Source organism: Neobacillus sp. SAB-20_R2A, from assembly GCF_049568635.1.
Lineage (GTDB): Bacteria > Bacillota > Bacilli > Bacillales > Cytobacillaceae > Neobacillus > Neobacillus citreus.
In genome coordinates, this window is record NZ_CP145895.1 from 4013210 (window position 1) to 4029504 (window position 16295).

General features: G+C 40.7%; 13 protein-coding genes. 3 read left to right on the forward strand and 10 right to left on the reverse strand.

The annotated features are described in order from the left end of the window. Nucleotide 1 precedes the first annotated feature (1 nt). Complete coding sequence (locus V5M37_RS19470; protein ID WP_423798784.1) at nucleotides 2–580, forward strand: hypothetical protein; 579 nt, start codon at nucleotides 2–4, stop codon at nucleotides 578–580. A gap of 33 nt (nucleotides 581–613) precedes the next feature. On the opposite strand, the gene V5M37_RS19475 is transcribed toward V5M37_RS19470, so the two are convergent. The 8 genes from V5M37_RS19475 to V5M37_RS19510 all read right to left on the reverse strand — a co-directional run bounded on the left by V5M37_RS19475 (nucleotide 614) and on the right by V5M37_RS19510 (nucleotide 8732). Then, on the reverse strand, nucleotides 614–1975 hold the full coding sequence (locus V5M37_RS19475; RefSeq protein WP_423798785.1) for an aspartate kinase: 1362 nt from the start codon (nucleotides 1973–1975) through the stop codon (nucleotides 614–616). 171 nt (nucleotides 1976–2146) lie between these two features. Further along, nucleotides 2147–2767: an NUDIX hydrolase gene (locus V5M37_RS19480; RefSeq protein ID WP_423798786.1), complete on the reverse strand. Its 621-nt coding sequence runs from the start codon at nucleotides 2765–2767 to the stop codon at nucleotides 2147–2149. Nucleotides 2768–2877: 110 nt separating this feature from the next. Continuing rightward, complete coding sequence (locus tag V5M37_RS19485) at nucleotides 2878–4041, reverse strand: homogentisate 1,2-dioxygenase (RefSeq protein WP_423798787.1); 1164 nt, start codon at nucleotides 4039–4041, stop codon at nucleotides 2878–2880. Between the two features lie 40 nt (nucleotides 4042–4081). Continuing rightward, nucleotides 4082–5197 (reverse strand): 4-hydroxyphenylpyruvate dioxygenase, encoded by a 1116-nt coding sequence (gene hppD / locus V5M37_RS19490; RefSeq protein ID WP_423798788.1) that lies wholly within the window; start codon nucleotides 5195–5197, stop codon nucleotides 4082–4084. Between the two features lie 221 nt (nucleotides 5198–5418). After that, the gene (locus V5M37_RS19495; protein ID WP_213145206.1) at nucleotides 5419–6213 is read right to left on the reverse strand and encodes an ABC transporter ATP-binding protein; all 795 of its coding nucleotides are present in this window, start codon (nucleotides 6211–6213) and stop codon (nucleotides 5419–5421) included. Beyond that, nucleotides 6188–7219 carry an ABC transporter permease gene (locus V5M37_RS19500; RefSeq protein ID WP_378583553.1) on the reverse strand — a complete coding sequence of 344 codons (1032 nt, stop codon included), beginning with the start codon at nucleotides 7217–7219 and terminating at the stop codon, nucleotides 6188–6190. Before V5M37_RS19500 ends, V5M37_RS19495 begins: the two co-directional genes overlap by 26 nt. Nucleotides 7220–7381: 162 nt before the next feature. After that, nucleotides 7382–8380, reverse strand: a complete 999-nt coding sequence (locus V5M37_RS19505) for an ABC transporter substrate-binding protein (RefSeq protein WP_213145204.1) — start codon at nucleotides 8378–8380, stop codon at nucleotides 7382–7384. A gap of 223 nt (nucleotides 8381–8603) precedes the next feature. Then, on the reverse strand, nucleotides 8604–8732 hold the full coding sequence (locus tag V5M37_RS19510; protein ID WP_261363830.1) for a hypothetical protein: 129 nt from the start codon (nucleotides 8730–8732) through the stop codon (nucleotides 8604–8606). A gap of 235 nt (nucleotides 8733–8967) precedes the next feature. On the opposite strand from V5M37_RS19510, the gene V5M37_RS19515 reads away from it, so the two are divergent. Both V5M37_RS19515 and V5M37_RS19520 read left to right on the forward strand, forming a co-directional pair. Then, nucleotides 8968–9504, forward strand: coding sequence for a cytochrome c oxidase subunit II (locus V5M37_RS19515; RefSeq protein WP_423798789.1), 537 nt, complete (start codon nucleotides 8968–8970; stop codon nucleotides 9502–9504). Nucleotides 9505–9506: 2 nt separating this feature from the next. After that, nucleotides 9507–10985, forward strand: a complete 1479-nt coding sequence (locus V5M37_RS19520; protein WP_423798790.1) for a cbb3-type cytochrome c oxidase subunit I — start codon at nucleotides 9507–9509, stop codon at nucleotides 10983–10985. Between the two features lie 37 nt (nucleotides 10986–11022). Here V5M37_RS19520 and V5M37_RS19525 read toward each other — a convergent pair whose 3' ends face one another. Continuing rightward, nucleotides 11023–12183 (reverse strand): cation:proton antiporter, encoded by a 1161-nt coding sequence (locus tag V5M37_RS19525; protein WP_423798791.1) that lies wholly within the window; start codon nucleotides 12181–12183, stop codon nucleotides 11023–11025. A gap of 209 nt (nucleotides 12184–12392) precedes the next feature. Then, nucleotides 12393–15794 (reverse strand): hypothetical protein, encoded by a 3402-nt coding sequence (locus tag V5M37_RS19530; protein WP_423798792.1) that lies wholly within the window; start codon nucleotides 15792–15794, stop codon nucleotides 12393–12395. Nucleotides 15795–16295: the final 501 nt, after the last annotated feature.

Sequence of the window (16295 nt, forward strand, 5' to 3'; positions counted from 1 at the left end):
TATGAATCGAAAACTTGTCCTTTTATTAAGTGGTTTGTACGTAATTTTCATGGCAATTTTAGCTGTTTATTACCATAATCAGGGGCAATCCTTTAAATCAACGGTGGCGATAGGCGGCATCGTCTGTGGAGCAATCCCGCTTCTCTTGGCGTTATTTACAAAGCTCCAATTTAATCTGCCCATTGTCATCTCCTATTTAATTTTTTTAGTGGGTTCACAATATTTGGGTTCTATCCGAGGCTGGTATGGGCTTGGCTGGTGGGACAGCTTTATGCATTTGGTCAGTGGGGCGATTTTGGCATTTGCCGGCATCGCCTTGTATGAACGGCTGATTCACAGGTCCGCCGGAGGAGATATATCTCCATGGTTTGTGTTTTTATTTACGTTATCATTTGCCGTTCTCGGCGGTGTGCTATGGGAGGTTTATGAATTTAGCTGTGACCAATTTTTGGGGATGACCCTACAAGGCGGCGGGAATAAAGATACGATGACCGACCTAATTGCCGACACCCTTGGCGGTTTAGTGATTGCGATATGGTCCGGGATAAGGACAAAGATAAAACTGAACAAGAGAAGATAAAAGCAGCCCCAATCACTTAGGCTGCTTTTTAACTTATACGGTCACCGCTGTAAAAAACTCCTCATAAATCGCCCTTACAGCTCTTTTTTCATCAACTGATTTAACACCGAACATCATGCTAACCTCGGAGGAACCCTGATTAATCATTTCGATATTAACCTTGGCTTTTGCCAAGGCCTTGGAGGCTCTGGCCATTGTCCCTACATTTCGGCGCATCCCCTCTCCAACTACCATAATAAGAGAAAGTCCATGGACAAGCTTTACTTCATCTGCGTGTAGTTCTGTTTTAATACGCTGCAGAATTTCCTTTTCCATTTCCCCGTCAAACTGATTTTCTCGTAAGATCACGGAAATATCATCTATTCCTGACGGCGTATGCTCATATGATAATCCGAAGTCTTCTAAAATCCCGAGAAGTTTACGTCCGAAGCCAACTTCACGGTTCATTAAGTATTTGCTCACATAAATGCTGCAAAAGCCTTTATCACTGGCAATCCCGATGGCAGGCCCGTTGGTGTTTTCCCGCTCAGCCACAATCCTCGTACCTGGGGCACTTGGATTATTAGTGTTCTTGACATGAACTGGGATTCCCGCACGAAAGGCCGGCACAAGCGCCTCATCATGCAATACACTAAAACCTGCATAGGAAAGCTCCCGCATTTCTCGGTATGTTAATTCCTTTATTTCCTTTGGTTTTTCAACAATATAAGGGTTTACAGAATAAACGGCATCCACATCCGTAAAGTTCTCATACAAATCAGCCTTTAAAGCATTCGCGAGAATGGAACCAGTAATATCGGAGCCGCTTCGCGAAAACGTAAAGACTTCACCTTCTTCGCTGTAGCCAAAGAATCCTGGGAAAATTAAAATGCCAGGCTGATTCCGGAGTGCAAATAAGCGTTCATATGCTTCAGGCAGTGCCTGTGCATTTCCCGGTTCTGGGCTTACAACCAGCCCAGCCTCTTTCGGATCGACATAATAGGCCTCCACTTCCCGCTTGCGGAAAAATGCTGCCACCAATTTGGCATTATTATCCTCACCAGCGGCTTTTAATCGGTCTATGTAACGATCAGGCTTATCCTTGTCACCGTTCAATCTTGCAAATAAATCATCCTCGATATCTGCAATGATTTCTCCTGGAAGCGATAGCTCCTCTGCAATATCCTGATATCTTGCTAGAACGGTGTTAATTTCTTCTACAGGATTACTGTTTGCCAGCGATTTTTCGGCACATGTTATTAATAAATCAGTTACTTTTATATCTTCCGGGTTCCGCTTACCCGGTGCTGATACAACAACCACTTTTCGTTCAGGATCTGACATGACAATTTGGAATACCTTTTCAAGTTGTTTTCCTGAAGCTAAAGAGGAGCCCCCAAACTTAACGACCTTCATTCTGACATCTCCTAATTTTTAAAAATATAAACTTAATTTTAGTACAATTTTGAAATTATTCAAGTGTTTTTTCCGTTATATGTGTACAAATGTTCATTCCAGGTGGACATTTAGTAAAAGCGAGAAAAAAAACAGTGTATTTTACGATAAACACACTGCCTGAGCGAAAGCTTATTCTCCGCGGATTAGCTCAATAAAATGGGCAAGAATTCTGGCTGTTAATCCCCAAATGACTTTATCTTCATAAAGATAGAAATATTCCTCCATCCCTCGTGCACGCCAATTATAATTCTCACCGCCAACAATCAAATCAAACGGAAAATTTTTCTCTGGCTCCATTTTAAATTCAATATGATAAACTTCCGGCTCTTTTTCAAAAAAGAAGGACAACGGCACGGTAAAAACTTCTCCAACTTCAGATGGATTTGGGTTTATCTTTTCCGGATTCCTTATGAACCCTGCATAAGGATATATAATCATGCCAAAGGGCGAAACCATGTAATCAAGTGGATAGACTTTTGATATCTCTTCTCTGTCAATCCGGAGTTCCTCATTTGTCTCACGGATGGCAGCGGCTTCAGCGTCCTCGTCATGGGAATCAATCTTTCCGCCAGGAAAACAGATTTCACCCGGCTGTCTTTTTAACTGAAGAGACCGAACCTCAAATAAGACATGAACTTCATCACCTTTTAATACTAGCGGCACCATAACCGCATATTTTGAAAATTTCTTGCTCCCTAGTATTTCTGGAGTATGCTCCTTTAATTTTGCTAATATAGCTTCCAATTGCATTCATTTCACCTCTCACAAAAACCTCTATCTAAAGCATACCATTTTTATTAAAATAATCCTCCTTAAATGAAAAAACAACCCAACCTTAATGTTGGATTGCTTCAGCCATTCTATTCTTTCCTTTCGTACCAGGAATACATATAGGCATGGTCCTCATATTCATGAGCATTTTTTACAGCCTTCAATGGGTGAAAGGTATCAATCATAACAGCCAATTCAAGTGTCTCTTTCTTCCCAATGCTCGCCTCCGTTTTCCCCGGGTGAGGTCCATGCGGAATTCCGCTCGGGTGCAGGGTAATCGATCCTTCCTGGATACCCTTACGGCTCATAAAATTGCCCTTTACATAATAGAGAAGCTCGTCACTGTTTACATTGCTATGATAATATGGTGCCGGGATGGCCTCAGGATGATAATCGTAAAGACGCGGAACAAATGAACAAACAACAAAATTGTTTCCTTCAAATGTTTGATGAACCGGCGGCGGCTGATGAATCCTTCCTGTAATTGGTTCAAAGTTTTCTATATTAAAGGCCCACGGGTACAAATAACCGTCCCAGCCTGCCACATCAAGCGGATGATGGCCAATAACGTGCGAATGGATAGCCCCGCGTGACTTCGTTAACACCTCGAATTCCCCAGATTGATTATAGGTTTCTAACCTTTCCGGACCGCGGATGTCCCGTTCGCAAAACGGACTATGCTCCAGCAGCTGCCCGTATTCGTTCCGATAACGCCGAGGTGTCGTGATTTGACTGAATGCCTCAACAAACAGCATCTTTGTCGGTTCAGCACCTTTAGGAATCAATCTGTATATTGTTCCTATCGGAATGAGCAGGTAATCACCTGGTCCGTACGATAACGTCCCAAACATCGTCTCCAGCTTTCCTGTGCCGGTATGAATAAACAGCATCTCATCTCCGTCACCATTTCGATAAAAGCTGTTTATCCCTTCTGTGACAGTCGCTGTCCCGATTAACAGATCTTGATTTCCCAAAAGGTACTCTCTTGCGTTTAAGAAATCTCCACGCCTGTTAATTTTATTTGTAAAAAAATGGCGATGCTTAAGCGGTTGTTGCTCTTCATACTCCGGAAGATAACTGCCCTTTAGTTCCGCTTTTACAACTTCTGTCGGCATGTAATGATGGTAAAGAATTGATTGTGTGCCGGAAAACCCCCTGGTACCCATAACCTGCTCTCTATAAAGGCTCCCATCCTCTTTTTTAAATATCGTATGCCGCTTGCGGGGCAGCTTTCCCATTTGACGGTAGTACATTCTTCACCACGCCCTTTTAAAAACAGCTAATTTTCTATTTTTATAGATTTCCTCTTTTCTCCTGCTCACGTTCAATGGATTCAAATAAAGCCTTAAAGTTTCCTTCACCAAAGCCCCTTGCCCCTTTACGCTGGATGATTTCAATAAACAGGGTCGGACGGTCGACAATCGGCTTTGTGAAGATTTGCAGCAAATATCCCTCATCATCACGGTCTACTAAAATATTCAATTCACGCAGTTTTCCAATCTCTTCATCAATCTTTCCAATCCGCTCTGCTAATGAATCATAATAGGCTCCCGGAGTAGATAGGAATTCCACACCATTTTTCCTTAACGCCATTACCGTTGAAACGATATCCTCAGTTAAAATGGCCAGATGCTGAACCCCCGGGCCATTATAGAATTCCAGGTATTCTTGAATTTGCGACTTGCGCTTACCCTGTGCAGGTTCATTAATCGGGAATTTGATTCTACCGCCGTTATGCATCACTTTTGACATGAGTGCCGAATATTCGGTTGTGATATCCTTATCACTAAAATGCTTCATTTCCTTAAAGCCCATCACCTTGGAATAGTACTCTACCCATTCCTCCATGCTTTCAACATTGCCAACAACATGGTCAAACCCAATTAAACCTGTTTCCTCTACCGGCAGATTGTTAGAATAAGGCTTATACCCTGGCAAAAAGGCACCTTGATAATTTTTCCGTTCTATAAGCGTATGAATGGTATCGCCGTAAGTACCGAGAACGGCTTTTTTCACGACACCATTTTCATCTTTCATTTCAAATGGAGCGGCAATTGCAATAGCTCCTCTGTTTACTGCCTCCTCAAAGGCCTTTGTAACATCGTCAACCAGCAGGGCCACATCCTTTACGCCGTCACCATGTTTTTTAACAAATAGGGCTGTCCGCGTATTTTCGGTGTAGGATCCGGTAAGAACAAGGCGGATATTTCCCTGTTTCAAAACATAGGAAACGTTTTCACGATTCCCGGTTTCAAGCCCGGAATAGGCAATTGGCCTAAACCCAAAGGCAGTACAAAAATAATGGCATGCTTGCTTGGCATTCCCGGTATAAATTTCTATATAATCCACGTCCCTTACGGGGAAAAAGTCCTCGACCAACTGCTCTGCTCTCGATATCCTTTCTTTCATGTTTTACCCCCCTTATCTTTATTTATAATTTAAATACATTGTATAAAGAGGCAGCCTATTCCCTCAAGAATAGAGTGCAAAGCAATAACGCTTTGAGGCATTAAACACTAATTTTTTTAAAATAAAAAAGAAACATACCCGACAGCGGTATGTTTCTACTATTTAAGTGTTGGAAATGTATTTCAATAAAATTTTGTCCGTCTTTCCAGCAAAAAAATTTTTTACGAGAGGACGGCCCGGTCGCTGGCCATTTGGACGCCGCGGATTCGTTTGAATTCCTCGAGTAATCCTTCAATAGTAAGACCTTTCTTCTGTTCCTCGTTTACTTCTAAAATTATTTGACCTTTATCCATCATAATCAAGCGGTTCCCAAGGTCTATAGCCTGCTGCATATTATGGGTAACCATTAGGGTAGTAAGCTTATACTTATCGACGATTTCCTTTGTCAAATTCGTAATTAACTCTGCACGAGATGGATCAAGGGCAGCGGTATGTTCATCCAAAAGGAGAATGGATGGCTCTGTGAACGTTGCCATTAATAATGATAATGCTTGACGTTCCCCACCTGACAGGAGCCCGACCTTTGCACTGAGACGATTTTCCAGTCCAAGATGAAGCGACTCTAAAACCTCCCGGAAATAATCGCGTCGTTTTTTTGTAACACCCCTGCTAAGGGTTCTTGTTTTATTCCGGGAATATGCCATTGCCAGATTCTCTTCAATTGTCATGCTTGGTGCGGTACCGGCCATCGGATCCTGGAAGACGCGGCCAATCATTTTGGCACGTTTATACTCGGACATTGTGGTCACATTTTTACCGTCGATAAAAACTTCCCCAATATCAGGTAGTATACCGCCGGAAATGATATTCATCAACGTTGACTTACCCGCTCCGTTACTTCCGATTACTGTAACGAAATCTCCCTTTTTCATAGTTAAATTAATATGATCAATGGCAATCTTTTCATCCGGCGAACCTTCGTTGAAAATTTTATGAATCTGATTTAACTGCAGCATGATTTTCACCCTTCCGCTCTACAGATGCTTGCATTACGCCCAGTTTTTCTGCTTTTCTGCGAGCTTTCCGCTTTTTCTCTTTTGAACGCTCAATAATCTTAGGTGTTGTCAAAGCAAGAATGACAATTATGGCGGTTATCAGCTTCATATCTCCTGGATCGAGGAACTCAATTCTTAGTGCCATTGAAACGACAATCCGGTAGATAATGGAGCCTCCAATAACAGCAAGTGTGGTTCTGGCAATTGTTTTAGTACCGAACAATGCTTCACCAATGATAACAGATGCAAGCCCGATAATAATCATCCCGATACCCATTCCGACATCCGCAAAACCGCCTTGCTGGGCAATCAGTGCTCCGGAAAAAGCTACCAAAGCATTGGAGAGTCCCAAACCAAGAACAGTCAAAAGATTTGTATTTGCTGAAAAACTGCGGATCATGCGCTGATTATTTCCTGTCGCTCTGACAGCAAGCCCGATTTCCGTTTGTAAAAACCAATCAGTCAGGAATTTAATCATAAAGGTAACGACAAGCATGAAAATAAGAATGCCCCATGTTTCAGGAAGACTGTCACCTAAGCCTGCTGCCGTTAGCAGTCCGTTAAGGAAAGAATCAATTCCTGATTTTTCGAAAATATCGCCAATTTTCGTGAAGGCTGTATCCGTATTTAATAATGGAATGTTGGAACGCCCCATGATTCTTAAGTTAATGGAGTAGAGGGCAATCATCATTAGAATACCGGCAAGCAGATTGTTAATTTTTCCAAAAGTATGCAGGATCCCGGTCATACATCCAGCAAGAAAACCGGCAAATAAAGCCATTATTGTTGCTAAAAAGGGATTCGCTCCCCCCGCAATCATGACCGCAGCAATAGCGCCTCCTGTAACAAAACTTCCATCTACCGTTAAATCTGGGAAATCTAGAATACGAAAGGATAGATAGACGCCCAGCGCCATAATCGCATAGATGATACCTGCCTCGAATGATCCAAATATGGCTGTAAACATTGTGTTCATCCTTTCCTTTTTTTGACATTTAGCCAAAACAATTTGACCTACATTAATTTGTGTCAAGCACATAAGGAGTCAATCCTAAAGAAAGATTGACTCCCGAAAATCTATTCGTCACTCTTATTTGTCTAGCTCCAGCGCCTAGGCGCTTCCGCTTTTCTATTTCCCGTCATAAAACTCGCCAAGCTTGCTCCATTCTTCTTTCACTTCAAGTCCTTGAGCTTCGGCAGCTTTTTTATTAATGACCAATTTTAAAGTCTTCGGCAGCTCAACCGGAATTTCGGAAGTTTTTTTCTTTCCGGATAAAATGTCAGCAGCCATTACACCAGATTGATAGCCAATGTCATAATAATTGAATCCAGTTGCTGCAACGGCACCTTTTTTCATAGAATCAAGTTCACCGACAAACAGAGGAATCTTTTTGCTGTTAGCTACGCTGATAACTGAATCAAGAGCCGTAACAACCGTATTGTCAGTCGGTACGTAAATGGCATCCACTCGGCCTACCAAGGATTCAGCTGCCTGCTTAACCTCTGAAGTATTGGCAACAGAAACCTCTACAAGCTTAGCACCCTTCTCTTCTACTAATTTCTTAACCTCTTTTACTTGGACTTCAGAATTTTGCTCACCGGAGTTATAAATGACGCCAACATTCTTGGCTTTTACTTCATCCGTAATGAAATTTATTGTTTTCTTTGTTGCTTCTGGATGGTTATCAGTTGTTCCTGTTATATTTTTTCCAGGCTGGTCAAAAGCTTTTACTAGACCTGCGCCAACCGGATCAGTTACAGATGTAAAAATAATTGGAATGTCTTTTGTTGCATTCAAGGCTGCTGTAGCACTTGGAGTAGCATTTGCAAAGATTAAATCAACCTTGTCACCTACAAAATTCTTAGCAATTGTTTGGGTGTTGTTCATATCTGCTTGAGCATTTTGTTCATCAAACTTTACTTTGATTCCTTTGTCTGCTAATGCCTTCTTAAAGCCTTCTGTTGCTGCATCCAATGATGGGTGTGGTGCAAACTGGCTGATTCCGACTTTAAATTCCTTATCCGCCCCGCCTTTTTCCGAGCCGCTGGAAGTTTCCTTACTTCCACAGCCGGCAAGAAGCAGCATTCCGGCTAAAGCTATGGAAAGACCTTTTACTTTTTTCTTCATTAAGTAATCCCCCTAATTTATTTTTCTAAAAATTAATTATATTAAAAATTATTCTAGTATTTTTTTAGTACAAAAGCAATAGAAAATTCAAAATTTATTTTTTGCTTTAAAGCGGCAAATCAAAAGAGTTTCACTGTTTTCGTATTTTTTTAAATAAAAAAAACCTTCCAATAATGGAAGGCAAAATCTATAAAAAGTATTCGGAGGAACTAGGGCCTAATTTTTACCAATCTTTTGTACGGTCAAGCAGCTTGTCAATTTCTACCGGTTTCAATTTTCCAATATTTTTCTCAGATGTTAGATCTGAAGTAGCTTCTAGTAATTTGTCAATGTCAATCAATAAGGTTCCCATTATCTAACCTCCCGAGTATATTAATTTACTAAAATATTCGAATACGTTATGTAAATGTTGGGGGTACTTTCCTATTTTTTTTGAAAAAAAGTTATTTAAATAGGAAAATTTTCAGTTTTACTGGAATGTATGATTTTTTTCACTATTTTGTCACAAGAAGGACATTAAAATGTAAAGGAATAACAAGTTGTTGGGGGATGACTTGTTTTTTGAAACAATATTGGGAGGGGATTTCATGTACCAATCTATTGCATGGTACGCTACACTGTTCTTTGTTTTCCTCATTGCACTTGCTTTTTCTTTCGTTTATGGGGAGTCGAGGAAACAACGAGAGTATGGGCCTATTCAAGAGAAAGGCTACAAAATCCGGAAGTTTTATTTTTTAGCGCTTGTTGCTGTGATGGGTTTCGCTACTGCCCTGTCATTAAGTAAACTGCCTTATCATGCCCAGCATGCCAAAGCAGATACAAAAAGCAAGATTGTGGATGTTGCGGGGATGCAATTTTCCTGGGAACTAAGTGATGACCACTTTGTCGTTGGAGAACCTGTTCAGTTTCGTGTCACTAGCAAGGATGTAACCCATGGATTTGGACTATATGATCCAAACATGCAGTTAATTGCCCAGACGCAGGCAATGCCTGAATATACCAATGTAGTGGAGATAACATTTACAAAACCGGGCACCTACAAAATATTATGCTTGGAATATTGCAGTACCGGACATCATGTCATGATTAAGGATATTGTCGTCAAGCCAAAAGGAGGTAACTAAATATGAGTAACAATGCACGTAAATCTATTAAAAAAGGCGTGGCTTTTTCGTTAGTGGTTACCTCAGTTGTACTGGTTCTGATGATGATTTTCGGCGTAATTATGCTGTTGAACCAAGGAAATATTGTTAAAATTTCACCAGAGATGTTTTATAAGGTGATGACCATTCATGGAACAGGTATGATTGGAATTGCTTCATTGGGCGGCAGTGCCATCATGTGGTACTTTCTATCAAAATATATCCAATTAAATCATAAAGTCTTTTTTGCCAATTTGGCCTTGTCTTTAATTGGTGTTGTTTTAATTCTAACCGCCATTTTCGGATTTAATTTTTCGGATGGATGGACGTTCCTGTACCCGCTTCCATCGTTTTCAGCAAAATTCAAAGGGATGACTGGGGCATTGTTGTTCCTGTTTGGGCTTCTAATTCTTGGTGTCGGCTACCTTGTTATGTATTTCTATTTGGCAGCAAGACTGATCAAGGAATACGGCGGCTTAGGAAAATCGCTGGGCTGGGATTATATTTTTAGAGGGAAACAGGGATATGGACCGCCGGCGGCAGTTGTGGCAACGACAATGGTAATTATCGCCAATTCAGTTGGAATTCTTGCTGGTGCTACTGCACTAATGGAATCAATCATAAACATTATCAATCCAGATTTCACCTTTGATCCGATGCTTGCAAAGCATTTGACCTATGCGTTTGGCCATATTTTCGCTAACTGTACAATTTATATGGCTGTTATTGCGGTTTATGAAATCCTGCAGGAATATACAGGACGTCCATGGAAATCAAATAAAGCCTTTTTGATTGCTTGGAACTTCTCTACCTTATTCACACTTATGATTTATACTCACCATCTGTTAATGGATTTTGCCGTACCGCGATGGATGCTGATTATCGGACAAGTATTTTCCTATGCGAACGGCCTTCCTGTCATGGTAGTAACAGCCTATGGCGCCTTAATGATTATTTTCCGCTCTAGCGTGAAATGGGATTTTGCCTCAAGCATGATGTTCCTAGCGATGTTTGGCTGGGTGGCTGGCGCTGTACCGGCTATTATTGATGCAACGATTGTCGTTAACCATGTCATGCACAATACAAAATGGGTTCCCGGCCATTTCCATACCTACATGGGAATGGGCGTAATCGCGATGATTTTCGGTTTCATGTATTACTTCAATAAAACAGAAGGTACTCAGAAACAAACAGGTTTTGATAAATTAGCTATTTCCACTTATTTTATTTTCTTTACCGGATTGGTTGGTTCATTCCTTTATGCCGGAAAAATCAGTGCACCGAGAAGGTGGGCCGTGCACTTACCTGAGTGGACAGGATCTGACCAAGTGGGGGCATTGTGCGGGATTTTCATTATTGCTGCAGCCTTAATATTTACCACCAGATTTATAATGGGATTGCGGAATGTTGGCAAAAAGACACCTGACAATACACTGTCAAGTCCATTAAAATCTGTCAGCTGAAACGGCAAGAGGCTGCCCCAGGAGGGCAGCCTACCCTTTATGCCGTACTCTTCATTGCATTTTGCTTGACTCCTCGCTGAAAGAAAAACTTCATCATTGGTGGGGTTACAATTGTAGTCACAAGAACAACGATAACTAGGATGGAAAACAGCTGCTGGTTAATTAATTTAGCTTCAATACCGATTGTGGCAAGAATCAAAGCAACCTCTCCCCGGGAAACCATGGCTGCACCGATTCCAAGCGAACTGTTCCATGAGAAATGGGCCATTTTAGCGCCCGCAGCTGCACCAATAAGTTTTGTTAAAATAGCAATTATGCTAAGGACAATAATAAGCCCGATATTTTGCGCAATGCCTTCGAAGCTAGCCTTTATACCAATCGATGTAAAGAACACTGGAACAAAAATGGAATAGCCGATTGTTTCCACCTTTTCAAAGACTTCCTTTTTGAAGTCTGTTAAACTGATCGCCACACCCGCAATATACGCACCAATAATGGCTGCCACACCAGTTACCTCAGCTAAATAGGCATAAAGAAAACAAATGATTAATGCCGCGGAAATGACCGACTCGGTAACCTTTAAAGGGGCAAACTTTTTTAAAATCCATGGAACAAGCTTCCACGCCGCTAAAATGGCACCACCGAAAAAGAGCACCTTTTTAATAATGACTATGCTTAAATCCACATCGCCGCCAGCCATGCTCATTAAAAACGCCAGTGCAATAATAACCACGACATCATCGATGACCGCTGCCCCAAGAATTGCTGCTCCCTCTTTTGACTGCATTTTATTTAACTCTTTAAGCGCCTGGACAGAAATACTGACACTTGTGGCGGAAAGAAGCAGCCCTAAAAACATGGCTTCAATCGTGGTCATATTCATGAGAATTCCGGCCAGAAAACCGACCGCCAAAGGAACAATTATTCCGCTTAACCCCACGAAGGTGGCAGCTTTTCCTGAACGCTTAAATTCATCCAAATCTGTTTCCATGCCGGCAATGAACATTAACAAAATGACTCCTATTTGGCTGAGCTGTTCTAGTGTCGTTGTTTCTTCGACTAGCCCTAAAACAGCCGGCCCTAGAATGATACCGATAACCAGTTTTCCCAACACCGAAGGCTGTCCCAGTCTGACACTGATATCCCCTGCTATTTTGGAGGCAATTAAAATAACCGCCAATTGAAATAATAATTCCATCAAAATCACCTTTCTTTCTAAAAAATAAAAAAAGAGTCTGAATTTTACAAACAGACTCTTCACAAAAATGGAAACAAAAAGAGCCTGTCAACAAAGGGCATACGTATCCCTAAGTGACAGACTCCTCCTAAATGACAAATATTAAGTTAACACTATAGTAACAGACTTTATGATATTTTTCAAGAAATATAGACAAAATTCCAGATGGGTTAATCCCATCTCTTGATTCGATCAATTGTCTTTTCCTTTAAAACAGTAATAAAAGTCGTTTCCCCTTTCAGGAGTTTTTGTTTATGCCATTCATTAAAGCTGGCTACAGTAATCAGAATAAGTCCCGCGATTAACAAATAAGCCCACCATGGCATATTCCCCCAATAAGGTCTTGTCTGCAAAAATACATTCAGAAGTAAAACACCTGCACCTGTAAAAAAGTAAGCTTTTATTTGCAAATACATTCCCGCAAGCATGGACAGTAAGGAAAGGGAACCAAGAATAATGGCATCATAAATAGTATTGCTTGCCAGCCCATCCTGGATTAATAATAATGAAACAATGATAAGGACGGCCCATTGAATCGATTTAGTTATTTGTGAGTACCTGCCTTTTAATAAGCGGCGAATAAATACCACCAGGACAATGAATGGCAGCACCTGGACTTCCCTCGCCCATAAAAGAGGAATATCGAGGAGCCCAATAATGGCATAGTATGGCTGCAATAAATAAGCGAGGCCGATTATCCCGATAAAAACCGAGAAATTTGCAGGTGCTCTTTTTCTTTGCAAGAAAAAGTTACCGGCAATTAATATGCCAGGGAGAGCATGACTCCATAGTGATTCATCCATAAAGAAGTACATAAGCCAAAAATACAAAAAGGAAACGATGGTATAGCCGTCTATTTTGATAGCAATAATATTTGTTCCCTTGGTTATCAGCTTTTCGTATACCTTATGTCCAATTGCCGACATCAAAATCCCAACCCCGCCTGAAAGGAGCAAATTTTGTACAGGGGTAAGGTCGCCTAAATAAGAAAATTGTGCCGTTGCCGCAAACAAGAAAAACAACGGAATGATACCAAGCACATCCCATTTTGTTTTATGCAAATAAAGTAATGTGACCAAAGTGTATGCAATTACCACGATATAAGGCTGCCAGGTAAACGGATACGTCCAAAGAAGACAGCCAATTCCGAAAATAGCGAATGGAATCAAGTAGTAGGCCGTTCTCTTTTTATATTCATCATTCACCAGCAAGGAGAATAATAGAATGAAAGCCGCTGTAATTGGGAATTCATACAATCCCACAACAGAATCCAGCCATTTATCCATACCAGTTGAAATTAGTAAAAATAACGAAGTAAAAGCACCATAAAGGAATATTTTGATACTCCATTCTTTTTTGGCCAAATTTGCACTCAGACCGTATACAATCAATGATATGGCAAAGCTATATAGTGCCTCCGTGTGATAAAGAACAAACGTAGATGCCAGCGCAATTGGATATAAGATATGCCCCGTCCAAACAAAGGCAGCTGACAAGACGGAATCTATTTTTCTGGTTAAGTAAGCGATCCCCAGCAAGAAAACTGCACTTGTTGCAGCCATTAAGGAACTCGTGAGTTGGCCAAATTCAACCTTTAGGGAAACGGAATGGATGACCGAAAAATAAACTAACATTGTGTTGATGCTTACAAGAAACGGTGCCCACTCCGTTCCAATCTTTTTATATTGGTAAAAGTAAAGTGCAACGCCTATTGCAATAATTATTGGCTGTACCCATAACTGGTTAACTGGCCCAAATAAAGCATGGGCAATGGCAATCGCATAAAGGCTGGCCGATGAATAAAGGGAAGTTTTGCTTAACTTTTTCTCACTCCACTTTTTCCAAAGTACTGCTGATAAGACCACCAGAATGGCCCCTGCCGCAAAATTGACAGCATTTCCAAACTCAACAGAATAGTAGTCATTTCGTATATTTAATTCCTGTCCAAAGCTAACCACTGAAAAACCAAGTGAAGCTGGCAGAGTCCAAAGAGCCATTTCCTTAAAAATAACGCTTGCTTCCTTCTTCAAAATCAAATAAGTGACCATAACCGTTAGAAGCAGCATAACCCCAAGCTCCCACCATTGGTTAAACAGAATAGCGGCCATTAAGCTAGCAGCCATTACTGCTAAGCCAACATCCTTGGAACTTTTATGAATAATAGCTAGCCATTTAACTCTTACTACTCCTATAAAAGTGAACAAGAGGAATCCACTGCAAAATATCGAGAGTGAAATATCAATACCTTCGATTTTCCATAAGACTAATTGGATTGCCTCATAAAGTCCTGATGCCATGAAAGTAGAACTTAAATATGGAAATAGTTTTTTTCCGCTGCTATAAGCTAAATAGATAAAGTTTGCTGCTATGATAAAATAGGCAAGCATTAGTACAAGTGAAGGGCTTCCGGAGCGGAGTAAAATGCCATCCAAGCTAATATAAATAAAAGCAAAACCAGAGATAATGGCACTTGTATATTGAAATACACGATCAAGTGAAAACTTATTATCTAGCGCTTTCGGAATAAACACAAAGGCAAAACCGATTAAGGCATAGACAATCTCTCCAAAGTAATCCAGGAAACTGTTTTCAATCAACTGATAAGCTCCATAAACAATCATCACACTAAATATGAAGTGATATTCCTTTCTTCCACTTACATACATCATCGATAAATAAACCACAGCGGTCAAAAGAAGGTTAAAACTATAGAGAACCTCATTGTCATATAAAAACAGCATGAATAAAGTGCAAAGGACGAGATTGACCTGTATAAAGGGCACAAATTCTTTGGTAAACAATTTATAATTTTCTTTGCCTTTAAGCTGGTGATAAATAAAAATAACAACCGCATTAAACAGCATCATCCCAAAATAAAAGAAGTCGACATTTAGTTTTAGTCCTGCCAGCAAAAAAGCAGCACCCGCAGAAACCGATACATAGGAAAACCAGACGAACAGCCTAGATCCCAAGTTTTTGGCGAAATGAAGATAAACAATGACCGGAACAATACTCCCCAGCATACCAAGCAAATATCTGCCTTCCCCATTGATGGATAAATACCCGCCTAATAGTCCAAACCAGCCTAACGATAAGATAAAAATAGGCAGAAATAAACTTCCAAGAACAATAAAGGCAAACGCTGTTTTTTCAATTTTCAGTACCTTTTTTGCAAGCATGGCGATTCCAAAAAACATTAATGCAACCACTGCAATGGATCCGCTTTTCATCACACTTGTCATGGATTCCCAATTGCTTGTGGCTACGAATAATCCGCCAATCAACAAAAAGATAACTCCAATGTTTAATGACCAAGTGATATTTCTCTCACGAATCTCTTCCGCTGTTAGTACCTTTTTAGCCTTTTGGGGTTTTGGTGCCGTTTTTTTGACAGGCTCCGTTTTTTTCGTTTGAATAGGTATTCTCTCATGCTCTAATAAATCCAAATGGTATTGATGGTGTGCTTTTGCAACTGTTTCGACGATTGCCTCAGAAAGGTATCCTTCTTCTCTAAGAGTGAAAAGCTCCTGGCGAAAAATTTTTCGCCTCTCTTCTCTTTTGCTAGGTTCCATTTCATCACCTTCTCCATTAATGAACATTTTCCCACTAAATACAATTATATCCCTTTAGTGAAATTTTACACTATTATTGGGATTTTTCAACATTTTTATTTTAAATATTAAAAAAACAGAGGGAAGATTTTTATCCTCCCTCTGTCAGGCTGTCGAAAACAACAATAGGTCTGTTGATTGGCGCTCCAGGCACTTCGCTTTCCGCGGGCGTGCCGGCGAGCCTCCTCGTCGCTTCGCTCCTGCGGGGTCTCCCCTGCCCCGTACTCCCGCAGGAGTCTTCGTGCCTTCCGCGCCAATCAACAGGTGTATTCAACCAAGATCTTAATCTTAAAAAAATGATAAGAAAAGTGGTGAAATAGATTTTTAAGCTAAAGAGTATAACCAAAATGAATATGAATTAATGTAAGAACAGATGCTCTCCTAACTGCAGATTGCTTATCTAGACTGGAAAATGTGTGTTGCAATACTTTAGGTTTTAATTGCCTCCCTGTTGATTGGAGC